The organism is Massilia niabensis, from assembly GCF_042655085.1.
GTDB lineage: Bacteria > Pseudomonadota > Gammaproteobacteria > Burkholderiales > Burkholderiaceae_D > Telluria > Telluria niabensis.
In genome coordinates this window covers 25,019-50,261 of the sequence record NZ_JBHSMU010000018.1, presented here as the reverse complement: position 1 = coordinate 50,261, position 25,243 = coordinate 25,019, and the positions used below count along the sequence as shown (strand labels likewise).

Genomic DNA, 25,243 nt, shown 5'->3' with positions numbered 1-25,243 from the left:
GACTATTTTCTCGCAATGACTCGTACCGCTACCGAGTCGAATCGGGTGATAGGAGACCATTGGCGCAAACCGTACCTTGTAGCCGACAATGGACGGCTTAACTGGCACCAGCACATGGAATCTAGCTCATGAATAGCGAATTTATCACTTCTGTTCCATACCTTCACACGGCACGACTCGTGCTTCGTGAATATCGACAGCAGGACTTTGACTTATTCGCAGCGCATTTAGCCGACCCTGTAAGCTCGGCCCACCTGGTTCCGGCTGACCACCATGCTGCATGGCGAATCTTCTGTTCACAGGCAGGACTATGGCTCATACATGGCGCCGGATGGTGGGCTGTCGAGGAAAAGGAGACTGGTCAACTCGTCGGGAATGTTGGCGCGTTCTTTCGCGAGGAATCCACTGTGATGGAGCTTGGTTGGAATACCTATCGTGCCTTTTGGGGCCAGGGATTCGCGAACGAAGCGGCGGCGGCAGCCTTGAACCATGCGCTCGAGATCCGACGCGAACCAAAAGTTCGGGCTGTCATCGCTTCAGCCAATGAATCATCGCTGCGCGTTGCCAAACGCCTTGGCCTGACTTATGAAGCGGAAACTGAGATATACGGCAAAGCGGTCGGCATTTATATGCGTGAGCGGGGAGGCTCAGTTGTTTAGGCCTACAGGACTGCACGGAAAGCTGTTTATGTGCAGATTTACATATGCACTAGTATAACGTTGAATGGCTGAACAAAAAAACCGGGCTAAGGGCCCGGTTCTCCTGAACTTGGGAGTGAGATCAGGGGCCGTTAGAAATCAACGGCGGTAGCGGTCGGCTGTCCTACACCGAACGGCAACAACCGGCCCAGGCTGTGTAAAAACGCGAAACGAACGGCACGCTCGCAACACTCGACCTCTCACAACAGTCGCTACGGCGCTTTCTCAAGGTCTGGAATGGTAAAGAGATCCCTGAACACATTCGGATCTGGCGTTTTTACACAGCCTCGGCCAAGCGCGGACGTGAGTGACCACGCGACAAGCAATCGGGAATTTGGGGAGTAATGGATGAGGAAGTTGCACGATTCCCGACTATACGAACAACGGCAGCTACGGATAGCCGACGAAATTGTCTCCGCAGTCAAAGCTGCTCTGTCTTCAGCGAATATTCCGGATGAGACATCAAAGGCAGCGACAGAGGCGATCGCTTTTTCGGTAGGGGCGATACTCGATGGGTCATGTTATATGCCAACAGGCGATGACTATCTTGTGCCAATTCTCGGGTTTGCAGAAGGCCGTTCGCGCGACCGATTGCTGATCCCGCGAGAAGGCGGGAGCTCCATACACGGGCTTATTCCTGGATCCGTAGAGGCCGCGTTCTTCTCGAAGGAAAGTGAAGCGTCTGCGTAGCGCCGCCTGCGTTGCGTACGGCGTCAGCTAAAAACCACCGGGAACCGGTGGTTTTTAGCTTACCAGCACCTCAGTCGTTGGTAATCTTGCCCACTTCAATCACGTTCTTCCAGCGCGCCTGCTCGGCCGCCAGGAACTGCGCGAACTGCTCAGGGGTATTGGCCACCATTTCGAAGCCCTGCTCCACCAGCTTGGACTTCAAATCGGGCTCGTTCAGCGCCGCGACGATCGCGCCGTGCAGCTTGGCCTTGACATCCTTCGGCAGGCCCTTCGGTGCGGCGAAGGCCTGCCAGGAATACACCTCGACGCCGGGGATGCCCGATTCCGCCAGGGTCGGCAGCTTCGGCAGAACGGCGGCGCGGGCGTCGCCGGTGACGGCCAGGGCCTTGAGCCTGCCGCTCTTGATATACGGGAGCGCGGTATTGATGTTGACGAAGGAGACGTCGGTCTGCCCGCCGAGCAGGTCGGTAATGGCCGGCGCGCCGCCCTTGTAGGGCACGTGCAGGCCGCTCGTGCCGCTCTTCTGCCAGAACAGTTCGGCAGTCAGGTGGTCGGAGCTGCCGTTGCCCGAGGAGGCAAAGCTGACCTTGCCCGGGTTCTTCTTCAGGTGGGCGACCAGTTCCTGCATCGTATTGGCTGGCATGGTGGGCCGGGTAACCAGGACGTTCGGGGCGCGCACGGCGACGGTCAGCAGGTCGAAATCGCGCTGCGGGCTATAGGTGATGCCCTTTTGCAGGAACGGGTTGACGGCGTAGACGCCGATCGAGGCGACCATCAGGGTGTAACCATCGGCCGGCGAACGCCTGACCAGGTTGGCGCCGATGGCGCCGGTGGCGCCGGGACGGTTGTCGACGATCCAGGGCTGGCCAAAACGCGCGGAGACTTTCGCGCCGACGGCGCGGGCAATCGCGTCCGTCGAGCCGCCCGGCGGGAACGGTACGATGGCCGTGATGGTCTTCTCCGGATACGCTGCCTGCGCGCCCGTCATCAACATCATGCTCGACAGCACACCCAACAGCAATTTCTTTGCAATCATTTCGCGTCTCCTGATCATGTAAGCGATTGGTTTTATAGTAAAAATGGCATTCGTACCGGTCGCATGCCGGCTTGTTGTCCTGATTGAAAACAATCATAGGTGTGTAATGGAGCACCACCAAACCAATGCTTGACGCGATTGATTCAATAATTGGATAGACGAGGCGCTCAGCCCCGCGCCCTGGGCGCTTCCGGCATCAGCCAGAACAGCGCCAGCAGGACATGGATCAGCGCGCCCAGCGGCGCGTACCACAGCGACAGCCCGATCGCCAACGCATACAGCGCGATCGACAGCCGGTTCTTGCGGCTGCCCCAGGCCATCGCGTGCCCGCCCGCCCCGCTATCGAGGCGCCACGCGAGCAGCATGAAGGAAATCGAACACAGCAGCAACACCACACCATACAGCGCCACCGGCACCGGCGCCATCGGATACTCGCCGGCCCAGGCCGTCACGTAGGGAATCAGCGACATCCAGAACAGCAGGTGCAGGTTGGCCCAGAGACCGGCGCCGTCCACCTTCGCCACCCGGTCAAGCAGCGCATGGTGGTTGACCCAGTAGATGCCGACGTAGACGAAGCTGAGCGCGTACCGCAGCCAGCCCGGCAGCACGTCCGCGAGGCCGGCGGCCGTCGTGGAATGCGGCGGTTTCAGTTCCAGCACCATGATCGTGATGATGATCGCGATCACGCCGTCGCTGAAGGCCTCCAGGCGGTTCTTCTGCATGCTCATGCCGCATCCGGCTCGGGCAGGCACAGGTGCGCGGCCAGGATCGCTGCAGGCACCAGCAGCGCCACGAAGCCGACGGCAAGGAAGGCGAAGGCTGCGGCGGCGCAGCCCAGCGCAAAGGCCAGCACCGGCCAGAAGAACTTGGCGCAGCGGGCACGGGTGGCGGGGTCGGCGGCGCCGCGCAGGCGGTCAACCGTGTCGATCACGAGCTGGGTCACGTTCCCGGTCATCATCGAGGTCGGCGCCAGGTTGGCCAGCAACAGCTTGCTGGCCGCACTGTGCGCCCCCATGGCGGCGGCGCCCAGCAAGCCCGCCAGCATCGCCAGCGCGCCGACAGCGCCGCCGGGCGACGCGCCCACCGGCTCGGCCAGCATGCCGCAGGCCATGAAGCCCAGCAGCAGCACCAGCTGCAGCAGGTAGGAGGGTTTGACGGCCGGCGTGCCGCGCCGCTCGCAGCGGGCCACCAGCAGCCGGGCAGCCGCCACGCCCAGGATAAAGGCCGGAAAGGCCAGCAGCTTGAGCAGCGAGGGCGTCTGCACCGGGTCGGCCAGCGACACCGCGATCAGTACGAAGTTGCCGGTGACGTGGGCCGTGAACAGGCCGAACAGGGCGATGAAGCCGAGGGTGTCGACATAGCCGGCCAGGAAGCCCATGCTGGCGCCTTGCAGGCGCTGGAATTGTGGCGTCGTCATGGGGTCTCCTGGTCAGAACGCGAAGCAGCTGCAGCCGAAGGCACCCCAGAAGCTGCCGAAGTCGCGCACCGGCACGGTTGACTTGCGGGCCCGGTCGTGCTGGTGGGCGTGCACGCCGCAGGGGCCGCCGCACTGGTGGGGCAAGGCCACCTGCGCCTGTGGCTGTTGCTGTGCCTGCAACCCCGCCTTGCGCCAGTGGCCCGGCACCTTGCTCACCGGCGACCATTCGGGCAGCACCGGGATCGGCGGCGGTCCCAGGCTGGTGAACTCCGCCGCGCCGTACACGAGGTCGCCGCCGACCATGGTCAGCACCGACTCGATCGATTTGATGGCTTCCTCGTCGACGCTGAAGAAGTCCTGCGAAAGCACCGCCAGGTCGGCCAGCATGCCTTCCTGGATCCTGCCCTTGCGGCCCTGCTCGTTCGAGAACCAGGCGCTGCCCGCCGTCCACAGCTCGAGCGCGACGCTGCGCGGCAGGTGGCCGTCGTCGCCGTACAGCGGCAGGCCGCCGACGGTGCGCCCGGTGACCAGCCAGTACAGCGCAGTCCACGGGTTGTAGCTGGCCACGCGGGTGGCGTCGGTGCCGGCGCCGACCGGCACGCCGCTCGCAAGCATCTGCTTCACCGGCGGCGTGGCGCTGGCCGCTTGCGCGCCATAGCGGTCCACGAAGTACTCGCCCTGGAAGGCCATGCGGTGCTGGATGGCGATACCGCCGCCGAGCTGCCGCACGCGCTCGATGTTGCGCTCGCTGATGGTCTCGCAATGGTCGAACATCCAGTGCAGGCCGTTAAAGGAGATCTCGCGGTTGACCTTCTCGAACACGTCGAGCATGCGCGAGATCGATTCGTCGTAGGTGGCATGCAGGCGGAAAGGCCAGCGGTTCGCCACCAGGTGGCGCACCACCTGTTCCAGCTCGTCTTCCATGCCGGCGGCCAGCTCCGGGCGCGGCTCGAGGAAGTCCTCGAAGTCGGCCGCCGAGAACACCAGCATTTCGCCGGCGCCGTTGTGGCGGTAATAGTCGCTGCCCTGCCCCGGCGTCACCATGCCGCTCCAGCGCCGGAAGTCTTCCAGCTCAGCGCCCTTGTTCTGGGTGAACAGGTTGTAGGCGATGCGGATGGTGAGCTGCTTGTTGCGGTCGAGTTCCTCGACGACCGCGTAGTCGTCGGGATAGTTCTGGAAGCCGCCGCCGGCGTCGATGGCGCTGGTGACGCCCAAGCGGTTCAGCTCGCGCATGAACTGGCGGGTGGAATTGACCTGCAGGTCAAAGGGCAGCGCCGGGCCCTTAGCCAGGGTAGCGTACAGGATCATTGCGTTCGGCCGGGCGACCAGCATGCCGGTCGGGTTGCCGGCGCCGTCGCGTACGATCTCGCCGCCCGGCGGGTTCGGCGTGTCCTTGGTGTAGCCGACGGCGCGCAGCGCGGCGCGGTTGAGCAGCGCGCGGTCGTACAGGTGCAGGATGAACACCGGGGTATCGGGCGCGGCGGCGTTGATCTCGTCCAGCGTCGGCATGCGGCGCTCGGCGAACTGGAATTCGTTCCAACCGCCGACCACGCGCACCCACTGCGGGTTCGGGGTGCGATCGGCCTGCTCCTTGAGCATGCGCAGCGCATCGGCAAGCGAGGGCACGCCTTCCCGGCGCAGCTCGAGGTTGTAGTTCAGTCCACCGCGGATCAGGTGCAGGTGCGAATCGTTCAGGCCCGGGATCGCGGTACGGCCGTTCAGGTCGATGACCTGGCTGCCCGATTCCCGGAAGCGCATCACGTGCTCAAGATCGCCGACGGCGAGGAAGCGGCCGTCGCGGATGGCGACCGCGCTGGCCTGCGGCCGGTCTTGGTCGAGGGTGGCGAAGCGCCCGTTGATGAGGATGAGCGGCGCTGCCGAAGCCTGGGTGGACTGTGCATGCATGGTCGTGGCTCCTCCCTTAGCGGACCGGTGCCGGAACCGGGGCCAGCACCTCGTTGCTACCCTGGTTGCGGGGAGGCGCCTTGTGCAGCATCGTGTAGGCGTAGTCCACGCCCATGCCGTAGGCGCCCGAGTGCTCGGTGACGATCTTCATCACGGCATCATAGGTATCGCGGTTCTTCCAGTCGCGCTGCCACTCGAGCAGCACCTGCTGCCAGGTGACGGGCACGACGCCGGCCTGCACCATGCGCTGCATGGCGAAGTCGTGGGCTTCTTTCGTGGTGCCGCCCGAGGCGTCGGCCACCATGTAGACCTCGTAGTCGCCTTCCAGCATGGCGCACAGGGCGAAGGTGGTGTTGCAGACTTCGGTCCACAGGCCGGCGACGATGATCTTCTTGCGGCCGTTGGCGGCCAGCGCGTCGCGCACTTTCTGGTCGTCCCAGGAGTTCATCGAGGTGCGCTCGAGGATCGGCTGGCCGGGGAACACGTCCAGGATTTCCGGGTAGGTCTTGCCGGAGAAGGACTCGGTCTCGACGGTGGTGATCACGGTCGGGATGCCGAAGGCCTTGGCCGCCTTGGCCAGGCCGACCACGTTGTTCTTCAGGGTCTGCCGGTCGATCGACTGCACGCCGAAGGCCATCTGCGGCTGGTGGTCGATGATGATCAACTGCGAGTTATGCGGCGTCAGGACTTCGAGTTTCGGGTTGTTCATGGTGTGCTCCCTGTCAGGTTGGCCGCGATCGGCGGCGGGTGGAATGACGGTATCGCGGGGATCATCGAAGGCGTTGATGCTGGAAACTGTCGCTTGCTACGCTGACCCTGCTTCGTGTTTGTCACGATGGAGCCATTATGCGTGGCAAAAACGGCATTGAAAAACGGATAGTTTGCAGAGGTATAATCGAAGTTTTCGATTATCGGTGTCGCCGCCCGCTATCGCAGGCGCGATAGCGGTACGGCAGGCGGCGCCGGGCGGCGCCGCCACGGCAATCAGTCAGCAGGTGCGGAAACGGCCTGGTCGTTCCCGGCGGCCGTCATCAGCTCCAGCGGCACGCCACCGCGGACGGCGCGCAGGGTCACGAGCTTGACCGGTTCCAGTGCATTCTCTGCCTTGCCATCGGTCGTCACCGCCAGCGCGACCGTGTTCTCGCCGTTCGGGTTCAGGATCCCCGGCGGGATCACGAAAGTGCGCTGCGGGCCGATGTGGGCGATGAACTGGCCCATGTTCCAGCCGTTCACGAAGATCAGCGCGCGGTTCTCGCGATCCGAGCGTGGCTTGCTGGTGTCGCCAAAGGCCAGGCCGAGCTGGACGTCGTGCCCGCGCGGCAGGTCGAGATTGAAGCGGGTGCGCAGCCAGTAGGTGCCCGGCGCCGGAGGCGCCGAACCCGTCTTCGCAGCCGTCCAGCCCGCGTTGGCCCCGCCCGGCAGGTGCCAGCCGGCGCGCTCGCCGAACAGGCCGCCGTTGTTCACCGGCCCGCGCACGTGGTCGACGATCGCCTCGCCGCCCTGGCGGCCCTGGATGCGCCATTCGATCGGCACGGCAAAGCGCGCGCCGCCGCGCGAGGTCAGGGATGCCGAGATCAGCCCGCGCGCTTCACGATGGAAGTCGTCGGCCATCAGGTTCCAGTTGTGCGAGTTGTTGCGCACCATGACCGCGATCACGTGCTTGCCCGGCTTGAGCGCACCGAGGGCGAACTTCACGCTGTCGGTCGTTTCCGGGAACGAGCGGCCGACGTCGAGTTCGTGCTGGCCGACGTAGCGCCCGTCGATCCACACCTGGATCATGCCGGCGCCGCCCGCGCCATAGAACAGCTCAAGCTGATTGCTTTTACCGTCCTTGATGTCGATGCGGCCACGGTACCAGACGTCGCCGTGGTGGAAGCCGTAGTCGCTCATCGCCAGCGTCGGCTGGCCGCGCTCTGGCATGGTCCAGGTCTGGGCCGCCGAGGCGCGCCTGTCGGCCTTGATCCACTGCGCGTCGTCGAAGCCGGGCTGCGCTTCCAGGCTGTCCATGCGCCGGGTCCAGGCCAGTGCCGCCAGGTCGGGCAGCTTGACGGCGTCCGGTCCCTTGACGGCATTCGTGCGCACGCTGCCATCTAGCTGCGGCGTCAAGGCCAAAGCTTCGCCATTGAAGCTGGCCGACGTGAAGGCCGGGCCCCAGACCTGGAGCTCGCTCGATTCATGCGTATCGCCCAGCATCGCCAGCTTGCCGCCAGTGAGCGTGCTCGATCGCACCAGCGCCGGGCTCAGTTGCAGCACCTTGCCGGCGGCCGTGTCCTGGGTCCAGAAGCGCAGGCTGTGGGCCTCGTCTGCCAGCAGCAGGAGCACCGGGGCGCGCCCGCCGCCCGAGATGCGCACCCGCGCCAGGCCATCGTGCACGTAGCGCAGTTTCAGGTCACCTCTAGCGGCATCCCAGCTTGATGTCACCTGCCCCGCCAGCACCTCGACTTTCGGCGCCGACGCATAGCGCAGCAGCGTTTCGCCGTCTTCGCCACTACGGCCGTGCAGCAGAACGATGTCGCGCTCGCCGTTCTGGAAATGGGTCTGCAGTTCCGACGTCGAATACACCAGGTGCTGACGCTCCATGGCGTAGGAGGCCAGCAGCATCTTCGCGTCCTGGCCCTTCAGGCGCAGCGGGATGGAATAGGCGCCGTCGCGCGTCTGCAGGTCGAAGCTGAAGCGGTCGTCGCCCAGGCCATCCGACGGGTTGTGCGAGGCGAACAGCACATGGGTGCCGAGGCGCTTGTTGATGTTGTGGTAGACCTTGACCTTGTCGGAGGACGGCTTCAAAGCAGGTGCCTTGTCCATCTCCGCTAACACAGCTTCGGCCGCGCCCACGAACATGCCCTGCTGCTTCAATGCATAGGCTTTTTCGCGCAGGCCGCGGTCTTCGGAGATGGCCGCGCCGTAGTCGTAGGAGGTGTACACGACCGGTCCCGGCAGCCAGCCCCAGGAGGTGCCGCCGAAGACCATGTAGACGTTGTGGATCGTCAGGCGGTTGATCAGGTTGGTGCCATAGAAGACGCGCTGGTAGCCCTTGCCCTGGCGCTCGGCCGTGCAATTATAGGTGCCGTTCGAGCCCCAGTAGTCGAACCAGCCGCCGCCCAGTTCCGCGGCAAAGCCAGGGGTGCCGGGCGAACTGAGGGCACCGGTCTTCGGGCCGCCGCTGCCGTAGATGCCCCAGTCCGGCGCCTTGTTCGGGCCCGCCGCGCTGGCGTGCACGTCGCAGCTGCCGCCGGGGTAGCCATCGAACGCGTACAGGTCGGTCGGGCCGGGATTGGCCCAGGGCGCAGTGGAATTTTTCGGCGTCCAGTCGGGCAGGCGCCCGGCGGCGTTGTGGAAGAACGGGACGCTGATGCCGTCCGCGCGCGCCTTCTTCGCCAGGTGTTCCATCTGGCGCGCGTGCTTCGGCTCGACCTTCATCAGCTCGTTTTCGATCTGGTAGGCGATGACGTTGCCGCCGCCCGTCGTGACCTGGTGGCGCGCGATGATGGCGTTCACCTGGGTCATCCACTCGTCCACCGCCGCCAGGTACACCGGGTCGTCGGTGCGCGCTTCGGCGCGGCTGCGGAACATCCAGCCGGGGTAGCCGCCGCCCGACAGTTCGGAGTTGATGTAGGGACCGGTGCGGGCAATGATGTACATGCCCTCTTCCTCTGCCATCTGGATGGCGCGCTCGACGTTGCGGATGCCCGAGAAATCGTAGACGCCGGGCGCCGGGGAGTGGTAGCCCCAGTCGAAGTAATAGGCGATGCCGTTGAAGCCGAGCGCCTTCATCTTCTGGATCACGTCGCGCCAGAGTGCGGGGTTCGGCAGGCGGAACGGGTGCATCTCGCCCGACCAGACGACGATGCGTTTGCCGTCGATTTTCAGCGAGTGCTCGTCCCAGCTGACCGTTTTCGGACGGCCCGCCGGCGCCGTCGCGGCGGCAAACGCCTTCTGGTCGTCGAGTGCGACGCTGACGCCGCTGGCCATGGCGGCCGCGCCGGCGAGCGGCTGCTTCGCCGTCCAGGTGCGCCAGCCATCGAGGCTGTCGGCGTACCAGCCGCGCGTGTTCCCGGCATTGCCGGTATTGCCGACATACAGGCGCCAGCGGCCGTCAGCCAGCCGCGCCAGCGCCGGCGCGCCGGCCCTGCCGCCCCCAGTCCCGCCCGCTGCGGCCCAGTCGCCGGGCTGCTCGAAGGTCCAGGGACCTGCCAGCGTCGCGGCGCGCGCCAGTTCGATCGCGCCGGTGCGCGTGTTGCGCGCTACGGCGGCGTAGCCGCTGCCGTCGAAGGCGACGAAGGTATCGGCGTAGCCCTCCCCGATGCCGCGCAGCGGCAGCGGCGCCGACCACTGGCCCAGGTCCGCAGCAGGCGTGACGACGTGGGCACCGGTCTTCGGCAGGGTCACGACCACCTTCAGTGCGCCGTCGCGGTCGCGCAGCCATTCGGGCGCCTGGGCCGCGGCGGTGCCGGCGCTGTTGCCAATAACGACGTTGCGCACGAACTCCCAGCGCCGCAGGTTTTTCGAGCGCGCCAAGCCAAAGCCCGTGCCGCCGTTGGCGTACACGAGGTAGTACCAGCCGTCGGCATGGCGCGCGATGGAGGGATCGCGCAAGGCCCCGGCCGGCGGCGTCCATACTTCGGACGCGAGCGAGGTGAAGGTGACGCCGTCGTTCGAGGCGAGCAGGCTCAGTGTGTCCGGCGCGCCGCTGGTCAGGGCCGGCATCAGGAACACCGGGCCGTTCTTCGCGGCGGCAGTCGCCTCGGCGGCGCGGCTGCCCGCGTCCGATGCCTGCGGAATGCCGAGCTCCTGGGCGATGCCGCTTGCTGCCAGCGCCGCCAGCGCCGCGCCGACGGCGGCAATGATGGCCCTGCGTACGAAGCGACTGGAGGCGCGTGATGCGGGAGGGGTTGCCGGGCGCTCGCCCGCTGCCAATAAAGGTAAATTCGACATCGTGTTCTGATCAGTAAGGGAAGCGGACCCGCTCTCCCGTGGCCCTCCCACACGGGAGCATATGTGCGCGTATTGTGCCCGTCCTGCGCACATGTTGCCGGATCGCCATGCAAGCACTCAACAACATGATTATTACCGGGAAGCCATGCGTAACCCGTCATTACGCCGGTCTGGCGGCGCTACCATCGACGCGTCAATACGACAGCCCTGCAGCGCCAAGACTGCGGGCATACACGACCATCATGGAGACGAGATCGATGACACGCCTTGACGCGCAATTCCACCCTTCCCGCACGACCGCAGGCTGCCGGCGCCGCCTGATCAGCCTGGGCGTGCTGGCGATGCTGGCCACGGTGCAGGCCCAGGCGCAGGTGCAAGATGCAGCGCCCGCCGCCACAGAGCAGCCGGTTACGCAAGACCCGGCCGCCGCGCCAGAAAACATCGTCGTCGTCACCGGTTTCCGCGCGAGCCTGAACAGCGCCCTGACCACCAAGAAGAACTCGGACGGCATCGTCGACGTCATCAAGGCCGAGGACATCGCCAAGTTCCCGGATGCGAACCTGGCCGAATCGCTGCAGCGCGTGCCTGGCGTGGCGCTGGCGCGCGGCGACGGCGGCGAGGGCAAGCAGATCACCGTGCGCGGGCTGAACGCCGGTTTCACGCGCGTGCGCATCAACGGCATCGAGGGCGTGGCCGCCACCGGCGCCTCGGACATCAACGGCAGCACCAATCGCGGCCGCGGCTTCGACTTTTCGGTGTTCGCCTCGGAGCTGTTCAACAGCCTGGAGGTGCGCAAGACCTCGGAAGCGGCGATCGAAGAAGGTTCGCTCGGCGCCACCGTCGACCTGCGCACCGCGCGCCCCTTCGACTACAAGGGCCGCACCGCCAGCATCGGCGGCCAGGCCTTCTACAATGAACTGTCGCGCAAGACCCAGCCGCGCGTGACCGCCCTGCTGTCGGACCGCTGGGACACCGACTACGGCAAGTTCGGCGCACTCATCTCGGGCGCCTTTTCCAAGCGCCGCGCCACCGAGGAAGGCTACGAGGCGGTGGCGATCCTCAGCGCCAGCGACGACGGCGGCTTCTGCTCTCCGCTCGGCGCCACGCCCCAGAATCCGGCCAACAATGCCGTCAAGGGCATCACCCCGGCCGCCTGCGGCTTCGGCGTGCCGCGCACCTCGAATCCGGCGGCCTACAACGCCGTCCTTGGCCGTACCGATAACTTCGGCGGTACGGTGGCGACGCCCGCTGCCGGCTCCGGGGCCTTCCACCCGCGCATCCCGCGTTTTCGCCGCTCGCAGACCGATTACGAGCGCACCGGCCTGACCAGCGCCTTCCAGTGGCGCCCGAAGAGTGGCACCGAGCTCAACCTCGACCTGATGTACGGCAAGTTCGCGAACGAGCGCTACGACAACTACATCAGCGCGATCTCGTTCGGCCGCACCATGGCCCAGGCCAACGGCAAGCCGCAGACCTCGATCCTGGAATCGAACTTCAATGGCAACGGCAGCTGGGACTATGGCCGCTTCAACGGCGTCGACGTGCGCACCGAAGGCCTGCTCGACGTCTACACGACCAAGTTCCGCCAGCACGTGCTCTCGGGCAGCCACAAGTTCAGCGACACGGTCAAGCTCAACTTCCTGCACGGTACCTCGGACTCGAACCTGAACGAGCCGATGCGCGCCACGGTGCAGTTCGACGCGCCGAACGTGAACGGCTTCTCGTGGGACTTCCGCGACAACCGCAACGTGCCGACGATGAACTTCGGTATCGATGTCAGCAACCCGAACAGCTTCAGCTTCGGCCCACAGGAGGCGGACGGCACGGTGCACGGCCAGTTCGTCGGCCGCTACCTCGACACCCGCAACAAGCTGAAAACCACCGAGGCAAACGTCAGCTGGGAATTGAACGACCGCCTGACCCTGCGCTCGGGCTATTCGGCGCGCAAGAACGACTGGCGCAGCGTGGAGATCGGCTCGGGCGGCAATGGCCTGGCCTTACCAGGCGGGGTGACGATGGCCGACATCTCGCGCCAGATCAGCGGCTTCGGCCGCGGCCTGGGCGGGAGCGGCGTGCCGACTTCGTGGGCGGCGGTGGACCTCGACAAGTTCCGCGCCGTGTACGACATCGAATGCCACTGCGCCAGGGTGCCGGGATCGGAATACGCGGTGCTGAACCAGGCCAACCGCGGCGTGGAAGAAAAGATCGACGCCGTCTTCGGCATGCTCGACTTTAATTACGACCTGCTCGGCATCGGCTGGCGCGGCAACGTCGGCGTGCGCGGCGTGGAAACCACGGCCACCTCGACCGCCCTGATCAACGTGAACGGCAGCCTGCAGCCCAATACCGGCGTGAAGAAATACCGCGACTGGCTGCCGGCATTGAACCTGACGGCGCAATTGCCGAAGGACGTGTTCCTGCGCTTCTCGGCCGGCAAGACGCTGTCGCGCCCGGAGTATCTCGACCTGGCGCCATCGGCCACCGTCGCGCACACCACCCAGTCGGTCTCGATCGGCAACCCCGACCTCGACCCGATCCGCGCCCGGACCTACGATGTGCAGGCCGAGTGGTATTACGCGAAGAGCGCCATGATCTCGCTCGGGTACTTCCACAAGGACATCAACAGCTTCATCCAGACCGTCTCCGAGCGCGCGCCCTACTCCTCGCTCGGCCTGCCGAATGCGCTGCTGGAATTCGGCGGCTGCTCGCTGACCGGCACCCCGGTCTGCCCGGTGCTGCCCGACACCACCGTGGTCGTGAGCCGCAAGGTGAACACGCCGGGCGGACCCCTGCGCGGCCTGGAGTTCAACCTGCAGGCGCCGTTCAGCTTCCTGCCCGGCATGTGGAGCAACTTCGGCCTGCTGGCGAACTACACGCACGTCAAATCGAAGATCACCTACATCACGCGCGTGGATAATCCAAACACGCCCGCCAACGAGCTGCTGACCCAGAAGGCGAATTTCACCGGCCTGTCGCCGCGCGCGCACAACCTGACCCTGTATTACGAGGACGCGAAATTCAGCGCCCGCGTCTCGGCCGCGCGCCGCTCAAGCTACCTGCTGGCCGTGCTGGGCGATGTGAACGGGCACGACTTCACGGTCGTGGACGGCGCCACCAATGTCGACTTCAGCCTGTCGTACAACCTGACGCCGAACCTGCGCCTGAGCCTCGAGGGGCAGAACCTGAACGACACCCCGCTGCGTTATGGCCGCGATACGCAGCGCAACGACACGCTGCTGTATGTGCATTCGGGACGCTCGTTCGTGCTGGGGGCAAATTACAAGTTCTGACGAGGAAAAGCGGCCCTGATGAAAGGATATTTCATCAGGGCCGCGGCTCGGTAATAATATTTCACATTACGAGGGTGCTGTGCCGGCGCGCAGATCCGTGTCCAATTTCATTCGCGGTCCCGTCCCCGATCAATCTGCAATCGTTCCAACGCCTGGACTTATGGAGCGTCTAACAGAACCTTTCCACGTACCTCCAACAGATGAGTATGTAGGCCAGCGAGAGGATGGCTTGGGGAATGTCGGCTCGACGCTCGTGGCGATCGACCGTAAGCCGGTAAATGAGCGGCGATAAGCCACCAGAGGTCTTCGGGAAGAAGCGCTTCGGCCATGGCATTAGTCAGGCTGCAAACACGGCCATGATCTTAATGCTCCGACTGTTGGTTAGGTACGTGCGCAATAGACCGATTGCGGACCTTGTATCCAGATCATTTATGTAGTTGCAGACGCTTCAATCCATTCCATAGCACCACGGAGACCATTAGCCAGAACATGAATGTCAGTAGAAATTCTGGCGTTCGGATGTGATCCGCGCCGACAAATCCCATGATTAACGATACCGAGCCAACAGGAGAGATTCCGTGATGGTCCACTAGGTATGCGACAGGCCAACCGCCGGCCACAAAGGTGCAACCCTGAACGCAGTCCTCGCTTCCTGGTATCAGCGCGACGACCTCGCGCGGCACCAGGCTAGAGATCAACGCTGCCATCATCGCTACAAAAAGGTGTAAGAAAATGTTTTTCATGTAGCTTGCGCTCATCGATCAATGAGACGAGTTCTGAAAAGGCCGCTTATGGCCGAACCCGGCTGTTGATCTCAGCATAGCAGGTCCGAAGTACGGAAAATCACAGATTGTTAGGAACGGCCGCAACCGACGCAAAGCAGACCTATGGCTCGGACCGTTTTCGCTTTCAGTCTGCCGTCAGCGGCTCTTACTTCCAGCACTGGACTTGAAACGTCCGATCAGAACTCGTGCCAAACCGAACGGGACAAACGCCAGTAGAAGGCCAGCGAAAAAGCTCGGCATCGCCTCGCCTATGGTCGACCAGTCAGACAAAGCGGCTGGCTCGTACTCGCTGCTGAAAGCGACGGTGCAAACCCCGAAGAAGATGCCCATTACGATACCTACCACCGCTGCTCCGATTAAGGTCTCGCGCTCGTTCCGGGAAAGTTTCATCTAAGGATCTTTAAGTTTCCAAGCTGATCGGGTTGGTGGGTTGTCAGAGGACCGCTTCTGGCCGCCTGCGGCCGGTCAGTGGGCACCGGTCGCAGGCGGCTGCGCGGTCGAGTTAGACCTCTGTCCGCTCCGCTCGGACTGCGCCAGACGCACCGCCCGGCGCAGGGAGGTTCGTCCCCAGCATCACTGTCCCGCGGCGGCGGGCGGGGTGCTGCCGTGAAGCCGGCGCTGCAGTAGGTCCCTGGCCACCGCAAGCGCATCGTCGGGTTTCGCCGCGACGTCCGGAACGACGCCCACGCCCTCCCAGTTGGTCTGAGTAATCGGACTGATCGTGCGCCGGCCGGGTATCACGGCAAGGAAATTTTCGCTAAGGCGATAAGGGCGCGCGGGGTGGGCGCCGCCCCAGGTCCGCTCGCCCACCACCGTGGCGCGTTTCATGGCCTGCATCGTGTAGGCGAAGTCTTCCCCGGCGGACTTCGTGCCGGCGCCGGCCAGGATGATGACCGGCTTCTTGCCGCCATAGCGTTTGCCGTCGAGCTTGTCTTGCGTCCAATACTGCGTGGAGATGCCGGTATCGCGATCCCAGATGTCGTTGAGGCGCGTGCGCTGGTCGACGAAATAGCTGACCAGTAAGGCGACCGCGTCCGGCGCGCCGCCGCCGTTGTTGCGCAGGTCCACGATGAGGCCGTCGGTATCGGCGAGTTCGTTCATCGCCGCGGCGTACCTTTCGGCCATGAGGAAAGACGGCGGGAAGCCGGACACCTTCAGGTAACCGATCCTGGGCGTCAAGTGTTCGACCTGTTCCACGCTGCGGTTTGCCATCTGGCGCATGACCTGGCGCTTGTCGGCGGGGACGCGTTGCTCCCACTCCGCTTGCGACGCGGGTGGCGGTCCGGCTGCATCGTCGGCCGGGACCGGTCTGGGGCTGAAAAATACCGACATATGCAGGTCACGGACAACGGCGCGGATGTCGTCCGTGAGCTGTATTGCAAACTGTTTGCCGTCCGACATGGCGTCGTACTTGCCTTCCCGCTGGCGCTGGCGCAGCGCCGTTTCGATTTGCCTGGCCTTGTCGGGAAAAATATAGTGGTCATTCAATTTTTTTACCAGCGTGTCGATCACCTCCAGCTGCGTCGCGCGATCGACCACCAACCTTGATTCGGACCGGTTTTCGTCACCAGGAAGCCGCTGCGAAGGTGGTGCGGCAACTGCGCTGGTCATGGTCAGCACCAGCAAAGACGGTATGACAATCCATTTGTTTTTCATTTTTTCCTCTGATTGTGGCGCGCAAGTTTCGATGTTAATTGGGTATACAGGAAACGATTACTTCATCAATGAGGTAGAGAAGTTAGTCGAGGATAGCACAATGACTTCCATTTGATAGCAATAATAAATGCTAATGATAGGAGTATGGCTGGGGCGGGCTGATGCTGACGACGAGTCAACGTATCTCCGGCAGATGAGCGAGCGGGCCGGCAAGAGAACAGCTTGATGAATGTTCGCGTGGCGCTAGTCCTGGATTCGCAATCTGGGGATTCGATGGAGCCACCCAAGGGTTCGTTCGACGATCCAACGCCAGCGGCCAAGCCGTTTGCGAGCGCGGTCTGCCAGCCCTTTAATGGTCGGTATCGCTTCGACAATGGACATTCAGAACGGCACAGTGTACGAACTTGTTACCCCGTGGACAAGCAGGAAGTCTTGTCAGGCGCTCCTAGTGCTGTTCACGGTCAGTCGAAGCGCCGTGCACGACGGCTCACTGTCCTGCATCAAGGCATGCGCTGTCCTGTTGAATGCGGAGTCAGGCGCCTTTGCACGTTGGGCATAGAATGGGCGCCTTCGTGGTCATTGCCGGCATCGGCCACACAGCGTTCGCGTGGAGGAGAATCAATGAATCCGCAGAAGATCTATGCCGCATTGCTCACCGCAGACCTTGCTTCGGCCGAAGCCTGGTACACCAAACTGCTCGGTCGCGGACCTGATCACCGGCCGATGGCCACGCTGGTGCACTGGGAGCTCTTCGACCATGCTGGGTTGATGCTTTCAAGTAGCGACGAAATAGCCGGCAAGGGTGTGCTGTTCCTTTACGTCGACGATCTCGCCGCCGAGCGCCGCCGGCTGCAGGGCCTGGGGATCGCGCTCGGGGACGACATTCCGGGCGACTATTCGACGCTAGCGCAGCTGCGCGATCCCGACGGCAATGTCGTCACGCTGGCGACGCCGCCCGCTCGCCCCTTCGCGCCGGCATGACCACGCCGGCAGAACGACATCCGTTCCATGTGGTTCAGCGCCCGGCACCACCCTGCACCGCATCCGCAACCGGCCCGCCGAACTCCGGCGTGCCATCGGCGCGCCAGCGAATCGCCTGCGCCCGCGTATGCCGGTTCGGGTCGCGCAGCGAGTCGCCGACGATGTCCCGGTAATTGCGCGCATGGTAGACCAGGATGTCGGTCTTGCCGTCCGGCGTGGTCGTGAACCCGTTGTGCCCCGGCCCCCACTGCCCATTCGCCGCACTGCTCTTGAACACCGGTTCGGGCGACTTGGTCCAGGCCTTCGGGTCGAGCAGGTTGGCGTCGGCCGATGCGGTCAGGAGACCCATTGCATAGTTGGCGTCGGTCGCACTGGCCGAGTAGGTCATGAACACCTTCCCGTTCTTCACCAGCACGGCGGGCGCCTCGTTCACCTCGTACTTCATCTTCTCCCACCCGTATTCCGGGCGGGTCAGCAGCACGGCCGGCCCCGTGATCGACAGCGGCGTGTTCATCTTCGCGAGATAGATGTTGGTGCCCGGGCTGCCGTCCGGCGCGCGCTGCGTCCACGAGAGGTAACGCTGGCCGCGGTGCGCGAAGGTGGTCGCATCGAGCGCAAACGATTCCCACCCGGTTTTCAGCTGCCCGCGCTCGATCCACTGGCCCTGCATCGGATTGGGCGACGCGTTCTCGAGCACATACAGGCGGATTTCCCAGATCTTGTCGGCGCGGCCGGCGGTGAAGTAGAGGTACCACTTGCCGTCGATGTGGTGCAGCTCCGGCGCCCAGATGTGCGCGCCCATCTCGCCCGTGGCGTGCTTGCGCCAGACCACCTGCGCCTCGGCGCGGCCCAGCGCATCGAGCGAGCGCGCCCGGCGCAGTTCGATGCGGTCGTATTCGGGGACGGTCGCGGTGAAGTAATACCAGCCGTCGGAATGCAGGGTCACGTGCGGGTCGGCACGCTGGCGCACCAGCGGGTTGGCGAACGACGTGGCGTCGGCCATGACGGGAACGCTGGAAAACAGGCCGGCCAGCAAGGCGGCCGCAACAGTCATACGGAGCATTATTCCTCCAGACAAAAAAACGCCAGTCTAAGACAACTCGACTGGCGCAGGAGACACGGTGGATGAAATCAGTTCTTGATCGAGAGGCTCAGGTAATAGCGCCGTCCCGACCAGGCCAGCTCGTTGATGCGGAACAGGTCGCCGGCGTCGGTGATCTGGGCCTGGTCGGTCAGGTTCTTGCCTTCCAGCGCGATGCTGACGTTGTCGTTGAAGCGCCACTGGATCTTCGCATCGAGGAAGCCCGTCTTTTCCTGGTAGACCGGGTTGCCCGAGACGTCGTTCGAGCCCGTGAAGAAGCGGTCGCGGGCGTTGTAGGCCAGGCGCGCATTGAGCGGCCCCTGGTCGTACCAGAGCGACAGGTTGTACGCGTTCTTCGACATGCCCGGGTAGGACAGCACGCTGCCGTCCAGGATGTTCAGGCGTTCGGTCCCCTTCGCATACTTGTAGTCCATGCGCGTGTAGTTGGCATCGACGCCGAAGCCGCTCAGCCAGCCCGGCAGGAAGGTCAAGGCGGTACGCCCGGCCAGCTCGATGCCCTTGGTGGTCGCGCCCTGGCCGTTGACCGGCATGGTCACGTCGAACAGTTCGCCGTTGCGGAACACGTCGACGTTCCTGACGAGCACCCGCTCCATCACATAGCTCGAAATATCCTTCTTGAACAGGGCCAGGGAGAGCTGGCTGTCGCGGGTCGGGTAGTACTCGAAGCTGAGGTCGGTGTTGGTCGAGCGGTAGGGTTTGAGGTTCGGATTACCGGCCGTGCAATCGTCGATACCATCGCCGCCAAACTGCGCGCTGCCGCTGCCACGGGTGCAGGTGGCGTTCGGCGCCAGCAGGTCGATGCGCGGGCGCGCCATCGCTTTCGCCCAGCCGACACGGGCCAGCAGCTTGTTGTCGATGAACCAGACCGTGCCGTTAAAGCTCGGCAGCACGTCGTTGTAAGTGTTGTCGAAGGTGGCGATCTCGTTGCTGACGATGTTGTCGGTGTAACCCGCAGCCGCCGTGCTGGCGACGCGCTGCTGGAAGCGGGCCAGGCCCGACACTTCGTTGCGGGTGCGGGTATAGCGCACGCCGATATTGCCATCGACCTCGTAGCCGAGCACCTGGGTGCCGTAGTCCAGGCGAAGGTAGGTCGCGGCGATTTTCTCCTCGGCGGCGAAGACCGGGATCTGCGGGTAGGTCTTGCCGTCGCTGCCCAGTGCGGAGTACAGGTTGCCGTGGTTGAAGTTCGAGGTATCGAAGAACGGCACCGCGTTGGCGTACACCGGCGACATCCAGCTGCCTGGCAGGCCCGACACCTTGTCGTAGCCGTTGAAGAAGGTGCCTGGCGAACGTCCCGCCACCGCGTTCACGATGCTGGCCATCTGCCCCGCGTTCACGTAGCGGGTGGAGAAGTTGCGGTTGATGAAGCTCTGGGCGTCGTTCGCACGCTGGGCCGTACCGGTGTAGAGCGGATCATAGACGGCGGTCTGGTTGACGTTGGCGCCGGTTACGTTGACACCGTCCCGCAACAGGTAACCGCCGGCCCCGTACTGGCTGGACGAGGCGTCGCGCGCCTGCGCGCCGAACCAGAGCTTGGTGAAGAACGGGGTGCTGAGGCGGTATTTGAAATCGATCTTGGCCTGGCTTTCCTCGTTCTTGGTTTCGCTCGGGCGGTATTGCAGCTGCGCCTGCGTGTAGGAGCTGGCGTTGTCCGGATTGTAGGCGGCCGGGAAGTCGAAGTGCGGCAGGCCCTTCGAATCGAGCGTAACCTTCAGGCCAGGCGCGTTCTGGGTCAGCACGATGCTGTTGCTGTCGCTGTTGTAGTCCGACTTCGAGGTGCCGAGCAGGCCTTCGACTTCCAGGCGGTCCTGCTTGAAGTTGAAGCCGGTGGAGGCATAGCGCGAATCGATGTCGAGCTGGAAGTCGCGTGCGGAGGTGCTGAAGGCGCCCTGGCCGCCCTGCCCGGCCACGTTCAGGCACTGCCCGACCGTGTACGAGGTGACGTAATGGTTCTGCACGACCATCGACGACGGCGTCGTGGCCGGCGTGGTGCATGTCCCGCCCGACGGCACGCCGGTGGCGCTGTAGACCGGCGCCCGGCCCGTGTCGGCGAGGCGGTTGGCGTTGCCGAAGTCGGTGCCGAAATTGCGGTCGTTCAGGCGCTGGCGCTGGGTGTTGGCCTGATAGCTGGCCCAGGCGCTGAAGTTCTTGCTGAACTGGTACTGGGCGGTGAGTTCGCCCGACGAGCGCTTGTGGTCGCGCGTCCAGATGCCGTAGCGCGCAATGCCGGGCGAATAGTCGAACCACTGGGTGCGGCAGGCGGTCTGCTGGGCGGCAGTCAGGCCCGCGGTCGAGCAGCCCGCGGCGCTGGTCACCGCGCCCACGGCCGGATCGATGCTGTTGACGGTTTTTTCGGGCGAGCCGTCCCAGTCCTGCAGGAAGCGCCACGAGGTGTTGCGCGCGTAATCGTTGCGGGTGTGGACCTTGTCGTAGACGATATTGGCCATCACGCCCAGCTTGCCGTCGAGGTATTTGTCGGCCAGGACCAGGTTCCCGCGCGGCTGCACGCCGCCGCGCGACGAGGACTGCTCGGCCGAGACGGTGGTGGCGATGGTCGGCTTCTTGAAGTCGAGCGGTTTGCGGGTCTTGATGCTGACGGTGCCGCCGACGCCGCCTTCGGTCATGTCGGCGGTGATGCCTTTGTAGACGTCGATCGAGCCGATCAGCTCGGAGGCCAGTTCGCGCAGTTCGGCGCCGCGGCCGGCGTTGCCGCTCGTGCCGAGCACCGACATGCCGTTGATCTCGATGCGGTTCAGGTCCGGCTCGACGCCGCGGATCGATACTTGCGAGCCTTCGCCGAAGTCGCGCGAGAGCTGCACGCCGGTCACGCGCGACAGGGCTTCGCCAACGTTCTTGTCCGGGAACTGGCCGATGTCTTCGGCCACGATCGAGTCCGACACGGTACCGGCGCGCAGCTTGCGGTCGATGGCGGAGGCCACCGAGCGGCGCGTGCCGGCCACGTAGACGACGGCCGGCGCGGCCTGGCTGTCGCTGGTGGCGGTGCTGGTGGCGGTGCCGTTGGCCTGGGCCGCGGGCGTGGCCTGGGCTGGCGCCTCATTGGCGGGTGCAGGTGCCGCCTGCTGCGCGAGCGCGCCTTGCGCGGCCAGCATGGCCACGACGGCAGCTACCGCGCTGGCGCAGCGGGTGCGGTTGATCACGGTAGTTCGTATAAATCGTTTGGTCATCACATCGTCTCCTGTGGCAGCTGTCGGTGGTGTCGTGCCCTGCCTTCGAAACATTCTATGTGCGATGGGTGGCGCATTTTTATGGTGCGCGGAAAGAATCACGGAGGTGATTGAAACCGACCGGATGCACGGGAATGGTGCGCGGTGGTGATTGGAAGGCGGTGCGACCGCCATGAGCGACCGCCCGGCAAAGCGGAACCACCCTAGCGCTTCGGCTTGCGCTCTTCCATCCCGGATTCATCGATATCGGTGGACGCCGCCCGCGACCGCTTGTATTCCAGGTCGTTCTCATCCTCGGGAAGCGCCGGCCCTGCGTAGACCACGGCGACGTCGGCCAGCGCGCTGGCGCGGTCGGTGCCGAAGCCGGACAGCGAAGTAAGCTTCAGGTGGCGCGCCGTCACAGCTGCGTCGAAGCTGACGGTCTGCGGATCGAAAGTCGAACCGAGCGTGGCGCGTTTGATTTCGCGCCAGGCCTTGCCGTCGTCGCTGGCTTCGATCAGCCACTCGCGCACGTCGCCTTCGTGCTCGCGGTGGTTCTGGCGCGGCATCAGCACCAGGCCGGTGAAGGGCACCGGGGCGGCGAAGCTGACCGTCAGGGCCGGCTGCGGACGCGGCACGTCGCCGCGCACCGCGACCAGCGCATAGGTGTTCGGGTCGCCGTCGATGGTGTTGGCGGCATCGGGCCAGCCGCTGGCCGTGGCGCCGAGCTTCTTCATCACGCTGGTGTCGAACAGGGTCGCGCGCAGGGCTGCCGGCGCCACCGCTGTCTTCGGCGCGAACGCCGGGCCGGTCATGTAATCGAGCACCGAGCGGCGCAGCTGGCGCGCCACCGGGCGCGACTCCAGGCGGCTGGCGAGGTCGAAGGTCGAGACCACCAGGCGCCCGCTGCCGACGCGCGCTTCGAACAGGGTGCCGAGCTTGTAGTTGCGGTTCCAGTCGTCGATCGGCTGCACGATCGGCTGCAAGCCGCGCGGCAGGCGGTCCAGGTTCATGGCGCGCGCGCCGCTCACCAGTTCGCTCCACTGCCAGTCGAAGTGTTCCATCGTCGGGAAGCCGGCCAACGCCGCGTGCTTCGGATCGACCAACAGGCCCAGCATGCGCCCCCAGCCCGGGTTCATCAGCCGGTTCCAGAACACCGGCACGTCGGCCAGCGGCGGCGAGGTCCAGTCGAGGTCCGCTTTTCTCGGCATGTAGAGCACATTGCCACCGGCAGCCAGGCGCGCTTCGGCCTCGTTCCACGAATTCGTCACCAGCACCGCCGGCGGCGCGGCGGCAGCATTCTCTTCGGGATACAGCCAGAACTTCCAGTCGTTGGCCACGCGGGTGTCGCTCAAACCGACCACCAGCTTGTACTGGCCGGGGGCCGGCAGATTCGCAAGGCTGGCGTCGATGCGGCCGAGCGGCGTGTTCTTCCCGATCGGGACCGCCAGCGTATCGAAGCGCCCCTCGAGCACGGTCTTGCCACGCGCGTCCTCGATGCGCCACCATGGCCGGGCGCCCGCGATCGGGTTCTGCCCGTAGTGCGCGATCTCGACCGGCACCTGGAAGCGGTCCTTCGTGGTCAGCACCAGCTTGGTGACGCGTGCCAGCGGCACGGTTTCGCCATTGAAGCGGCGGAACTCCTCGGCCGTGGCATAGCCCTTCGGCTCCCAGAAGGTGTCGAGCACGCCGACGAGGGCCGTGCCCTGGCCGAGGTAGTCGTGCAGGTCGAGCAGCTGGAAGCCGCTCATGCCGCGCGTGCGCAGGACCGCTTCGATCTCTTCCTTGTAGCTGGCCAGCTGCCACTTGCCCGACGCCAGGGCGAACGCGCGGTTCTTCTCCAGCACCCCGTGGGCTTTGGCCGAATCGCGGAAGATCTCGTAATTGCCTGGCTTGAGGTAGCCGGTGAACTTGTCGATGATGGAAAAGTCGGGATAGGCCACCCACTGGCCGGTCTCGTGCGCCAGCACCGGCACATTGATGCCTTCCAGGGAAGCCGCATAGTCGCGCCCGAACCAGCCGGTCTTGTTCCTCAGCGGTTTCGGCCCGATGCGCTGGATCGCCAGGTAGTCGGTGCCCTTGTCCACTTCCGGCACCGAGGGCTCGGTGTGGCCGGTGCCATTGGTGTACAGGCGGCGCGGATCGCGCGCCTTGTAGTGGGCGATCCATTTGTCGAAGGCCAGCTTCCAGCGCCCCGAGGGCTCGTTGCTGGGACTGAGCAGCAGGAAGGACGGGTGGTTGCCATAGGCGCGGATCATGCGGTCGGTTTCCTCGTACAGCATGGCCTCCATCGGCGTGCCCGGGGAGACGTTGTTCCACATGCCCGGTTCCGGCTGCAGGTAGATGCCCACCTCGTCGGCTGCCTGAAAGGCCGCCTCGGGCGGATTGAAGGAGTGGAAGCGCACGTGGTTGATGCCCCAGGCCTTGTTGATCCTGAAGATCTTCTTCCAGTAGGCGACATCGGTCGGCGGATAACCGGTCAATGGAAAATCGCCGCCGTGGTGGGTGCCGCGCATGAAGACCGGCCGGCCATTGACCAGCATGTCGCTGCCTTGGGCGCGGATCTGCACAAAACCAAAGGAGAGCTGGCGCGCATCAAGGGCACCGCGCGAGGCGCCCTCCCCGGTCAGTGCGAGCTTGAGCTTTTGCAGCGCCGGGTTGAACTCGTCCCACAGCTGCGCGTTCTTCGGATACTGCACGGTGAACTCGACGCTGCCGCCGTCATCCTTCCAGCTGACCGGGATGCGCTGTCCGTTTGCCGTGACCACGCCGCTGCCCGCCCGGCCGCTGGCGTTGCCGATGCGTAGCGCCACGCGGGCGCTGCGTTCCTCCACGTTCGGATAGACCTGGGCGTCGTCGATGTACACCGGGCTGGTGGCGCGCAATTCGATCTTGCCGACGATGCCGTTCCAGCTCATGCCGAGCGAGTCCGACACGCTGTGCGAGTCCGGCCGGTACGCCAACAGGTTGCGGCTGTCCACGCGCACGGCGATGTGGTGCTTGCCGGGCGCGAGCATGCCGAGGTCCATCACATGCTCGGCCACCAGGCTGCGGCTGGCGCCCACTTCGCGCCCGTCGACCCACACCGTCGAACCCCAGCGCGGGCGTTCCATGAAGAGCGTGATGCGCTTGCCCTGCCACTTCGGCGGCACGACCACGTCGCGCGCGTACCAGGCGGCGCCCAGGTAGTGGCGCGGCGGCTGGCTCAGGAAGGGCACCTTCACCTGTCCGTCTTTCGTGTAGGCCTTGTAGTCGTCGCGCTGGTGCCACTGCCTGTCGTAGAGCGACAACACCCAGGGCGTGCTGGCGCTGATCGGGTCGCCATGGCCCTGGGCGTTGAGGATGCCGGGCAGGCGGATGCTGCCGGCCAGGGTCCGCTGCGGCCAGCCCTGGGCCACGCCCACGTCCGTGCGGTCGAGCGCGAAGCGCCAGGTGCCGGACAGGTCGAGTACCTCGGCGGCACGCGCGGGCGTGATGATCAGGAAGGCTGCTGCTACGAGCGCAGGCAGGGTGAAGCGGATCGTTGTATTCAATTGGTGTCCCCGGCTGGCGGCACGTGTCAGCCGCATATTCTTGTGCCGAGGATT

The 25,243-nt window shown here is 64.8% G+C and carries 15 protein-coding genes; 3 read left to right on the top strand and 12 right to left on the bottom strand.

Features of this window, described 5'->3' with window-relative positions; translation table 11 throughout:
• The first annotated feature begins 128 nt into the window (after nt 1–128).
• Nucleotides 129–659, top strand: coding sequence for a GNAT family N-acetyltransferase (locus ACFPN5_RS22800; RefSeq protein ID WP_379786137.1), 531 nt, complete (start codon nt 129–131; stop codon nt 657–659).
• Nucleotides 660–1,458: 799 nt separating this feature from the next.
• Here the strand turns inward: ACFPN5_RS22800 and ACFPN5_RS22795 are convergent.
• From ACFPN5_RS22795 to ACFPN5_RS22770, 6 genes are all read right to left on the bottom strand, one after another.
• Nucleotides 1,459–2,424: a Bug family tripartite tricarboxylate transporter substrate binding protein gene (locus tag ACFPN5_RS22795; protein ID WP_379786136.1), complete on the bottom strand. Its 966-nt coding sequence runs from the start codon at nt 2,422–2,424 to the stop codon at nt 1,459–1,461.
• Between the two features lie 167 nt (nt 2,425–2,591).
• Nucleotides 2,592–3,146, bottom strand: a complete 555-nt coding sequence (locus tag ACFPN5_RS22790) for a TMEM175 family protein (RefSeq protein WP_379786243.1) — start codon at nt 3,144–3,146, stop codon at nt 2,592–2,594.
• Nucleotides 3,147–3,148: 2 nt separating this feature from the next.
• Complete coding sequence (locus tag ACFPN5_RS22785; protein ID WP_379786135.1) at nt 3,149–3,841, bottom strand: YoaK family protein; 693 nt, start codon at nt 3,839–3,841, stop codon at nt 3,149–3,151.
• Between the two features lie 12 nt (nt 3,842–3,853).
• Nucleotides 3,854–5,746, bottom strand: coding sequence for an amidohydrolase (locus ACFPN5_RS22780; protein WP_379786134.1), 1,893 nt, complete (start codon nt 5,744–5,746; stop codon nt 3,854–3,856).
• 16 nt (nt 5,747–5,762) lie between these two features.
• Complete coding sequence (locus ACFPN5_RS22775) at nt 5,763–6,455, bottom strand: hydrolase (RefSeq protein WP_379786133.1); 693 nt, start codon at nt 6,453–6,455, stop codon at nt 5,763–5,765.
• A 275-nt stretch (nt 6,456–6,730) separates the two neighbouring features.
• Nucleotides 6,731–10,678 (bottom strand): beta-galactosidase, encoded by a 3,948-nt coding sequence (locus tag ACFPN5_RS22770; RefSeq protein ID WP_379786132.1) that lies wholly within the window; start codon nt 10,676–10,678, stop codon nt 6,731–6,733.
• A gap of 257 nt (nt 10,679–10,935) precedes the next feature.
• Here ACFPN5_RS22770 and ACFPN5_RS22765 point away from each other — a divergent pair, with 257 nt between their 5' ends.
• On the top strand, nt 10,936–13,968 hold the full coding sequence (locus ACFPN5_RS22765) for a TonB-dependent receptor (protein ID WP_379786131.1): 3,033 nt from the start codon (nt 10,936–10,938) through the stop codon (nt 13,966–13,968).
• Between the two features lie 425 nt (nt 13,969–14,393).
• Here the strand turns inward: ACFPN5_RS22765 and ACFPN5_RS22760 are convergent, their stop codons facing one another.
• The 3 genes from ACFPN5_RS22760 to ACFPN5_RS22750 all read right to left on the bottom strand — a co-directional run bounded on the left by ACFPN5_RS22760 (nt 14,394) and on the right by ACFPN5_RS22750 (nt 16,409).
• A complete protein-coding gene (locus tag ACFPN5_RS22760; RefSeq protein WP_379786130.1) occupies nt 14,394–14,711 on the bottom strand; it encodes a hypothetical protein in 318 nt (105 codons plus the stop codon).
• Between the two features lie 177 nt (nt 14,712–14,888).
• Nucleotides 14,889–15,143: a hypothetical protein gene (locus tag ACFPN5_RS22755; RefSeq protein ID WP_379786129.1), complete on the bottom strand. Its 255-nt coding sequence runs from the start codon at nt 15,141–15,143 to the stop codon at nt 14,889–14,891.
• A 183-nt stretch (nt 15,144–15,326) separates the two neighbouring features.
• Entirely contained in the window at nt 15,327–16,409 is a 1,083-nt protein-coding gene (locus ACFPN5_RS22750; RefSeq protein WP_379786128.1) for a S41 family peptidase, read from the bottom strand.
• A 621-nt stretch (nt 16,410–17,030) separates the two neighbouring features.
• Between ACFPN5_RS22750 and ACFPN5_RS22745 the strand changes: the two genes are divergently transcribed.
• Nucleotides 17,031–17,390 carry a VOC family protein gene (locus ACFPN5_RS22745; protein WP_379786127.1) on the top strand — a complete coding sequence of 120 codons (360 nt, stop codon included), beginning with the start codon at nt 17,031–17,033 and terminating at the stop codon, nt 17,388–17,390.
• Between the two features lie 34 nt (nt 17,391–17,424).
• Here ACFPN5_RS22745 and ACFPN5_RS22740 read toward each other — a convergent pair whose 3' ends face one another.
• From ACFPN5_RS22740 to ACFPN5_RS22730, 3 genes are all read right to left on the bottom strand, one after another.
• The gene (locus ACFPN5_RS22740) at nt 17,425–18,453 is read right to left on the bottom strand and encodes a glycoside hydrolase family 43 protein (protein WP_379786126.1); all 1,029 of its coding nucleotides are present in this window, start codon (nt 18,451–18,453) and stop codon (nt 17,425–17,427) included.
• Nucleotides 18,454–18,521: 68 nt separating this feature from the next.
• Nucleotides 18,522–21,677: a TonB-dependent receptor gene (locus ACFPN5_RS22735; protein WP_379786125.1), complete on the bottom strand. Its 3,156-nt coding sequence runs from the start codon at nt 21,675–21,677 to the stop codon at nt 18,522–18,524.
• Nucleotides 21,678–21,880: 203 nt separating this feature from the next.
• Nucleotides 21,881–25,189 (bottom strand): discoidin domain-containing protein, encoded by a 3,309-nt coding sequence (locus ACFPN5_RS22730; RefSeq protein ID WP_379786124.1) that lies wholly within the window; start codon nt 25,187–25,189, stop codon nt 21,881–21,883.
• Nucleotides 25,190–25,243 lie beyond the last annotated feature (54 nt).

Coding starts and splice junctions, on each gene's coding strand:
- ACFPN5_RS22800 (WP_379786137.1), top strand. CDS start 129: ATGAATAGCGAATTTATCACTTCTGTTCCATACCTTCACACGGCACGA.
- ACFPN5_RS22795 (WP_379786136.1), bottom strand. CDS start 2,424: ATGATTGCAAAGAAATTGCTGTTGGGTGTGCTGTCGAGCATGATGTTG.
- ACFPN5_RS22790 (WP_379786243.1), bottom strand. CDS start 3,146: ATGCAGAAGAACCGCCTGGAGGCCTTCAGCGACGGCGTGATCGCGATC.
- ACFPN5_RS22785 (WP_379786135.1), bottom strand. CDS start 3,841: ATGACGACGCCACAATTCCAGCGCCTGCAAGGCGCCAGCATGGGCTTC.
- ACFPN5_RS22780 (WP_379786134.1), bottom strand. CDS start 5,746: ATGCATGCACAGTCCACCCAGGCTTCGGCAGCGCCGCTCATCCTCATC.
- ACFPN5_RS22775 (WP_379786133.1), bottom strand. CDS start 6,455: ATGAACAACCCGAAACTCGAAGTCCTGACGCCGCATAACTCGCAGTTG.
- ACFPN5_RS22770 (WP_379786132.1), bottom strand. CDS start 10,678: ATGTCGAATTTACCTTTATTGGCAGCGGGCGAGCGCCCGGCAACCCCT.
- ACFPN5_RS22765 (WP_379786131.1), top strand. CDS start 10,936: ATGACACGCCTTGACGCGCAATTCCACCCTTCCCGCACGACCGCAGGC.
- ACFPN5_RS22760 (WP_379786130.1), bottom strand. CDS start 14,711: ATGAAAAACATTTTCTTACACCTTTTTGTAGCGATGATGGCAGCGTTG.
- ACFPN5_RS22755 (WP_379786129.1), bottom strand. CDS start 15,143: ATGAAACTTTCCCGGAACGAGCGCGAGACCTTAATCGGAGCAGCGGTG.
- ACFPN5_RS22750 (WP_379786128.1), bottom strand. CDS start 16,409: ATGAAAAACAAATGGATTGTCATACCGTCTTTGCTGGTGCTGACCATG.
- ACFPN5_RS22745 (WP_379786127.1), top strand. CDS start 17,031: ATGAATCCGCAGAAGATCTATGCCGCATTGCTCACCGCAGACCTTGCT.
- ACFPN5_RS22740 (WP_379786126.1), bottom strand. CDS start 18,453: ATGCTCCGTATGACTGTTGCGGCCGCCTTGCTGGCCGGCCTGTTTTCC.
- ACFPN5_RS22735 (WP_379786125.1), bottom strand. CDS start 21,677: ATGACCAAACGATTTATACGAACTACCGTGATCAACCGCACCCGCTGC.